Genomic DNA, 719 nt, shown 5'->3' with positions numbered 1-719 from the left:
ATCGTCCTCTTCGCGTACTCCAAAGGAATCACGTCCAGCCGTGAGATCCAGTGGCAGTGTGAGAAGAACATCACCTTCAAAGCCCTGTCATGCGACAGTGTCCCGCACTTCACCAGTATCGCTAACTTCGTGAGCAGCTACCCCGAGGCTATTGAGAGCGTTTTCGAGCAGGTGTTGCTGGTTTGTGATCAGCAAGGCCTGCTCGGCAACGAGCTGTTCGCTATCGACGGGTGCAAGATGTCCTCCAACGCTGCGAAGGAGCACTCCGGGACCATAGCCGAACTCGGGCAAAAACGAGCCAAGATACAGAAGAAGATTCGCAGCTGTCTGAAAGAGCACAAGAAGCTGGATGGCCGTAGACCTGGTGAGCGAGAGCGGAAGCAGCAGCTCGCCCAGGCCTCCAGTACTCTACAACGTGAGTTTGAAAGAGTCGATCGCTTCCTAAAGACAGCAGCCCCAAGGATGGGGCAGGGTAAAAAGCCAAAAGAAGTCAAAAGCAACATCACCGACAATGAATCCGCCAAAATGACCACCAGCAAGGGCACGATTCAGGGCTACAACGGGGTGGCTGCGGTAGACAAGAAGCACCAGATCATTGTCGAAGCACAAGCCTTTGGCGAAGGGCAAGAGCACCATACGTTAGAGCCAATACTGACCGGTATAGAGAACCGATATGCTCGCACCGGAATCAGTGAGGCGATCTTCAAACAAAAGGTGAT

Annotated in this window: 1 protein-coding gene; it reads left to right on the top strand. The window is 53.4% G+C overall.

Features of this window, described 5'->3' with window-relative positions:
- Window positions 1–719: transposase (locus ACURWW_RS17230; RefSeq protein ID WP_445618385.1), on the top strand; the 719-nt coding region annotated here is incomplete at both ends.

The sequence above is a fragment of the Gilvimarinus sp. F26214L genome, assembly GCF_054401055.1.
Note: the sequence above shows the minus strand (reverse complement) of the source record. Positions and strands in the feature narration are given on the sequence as shown.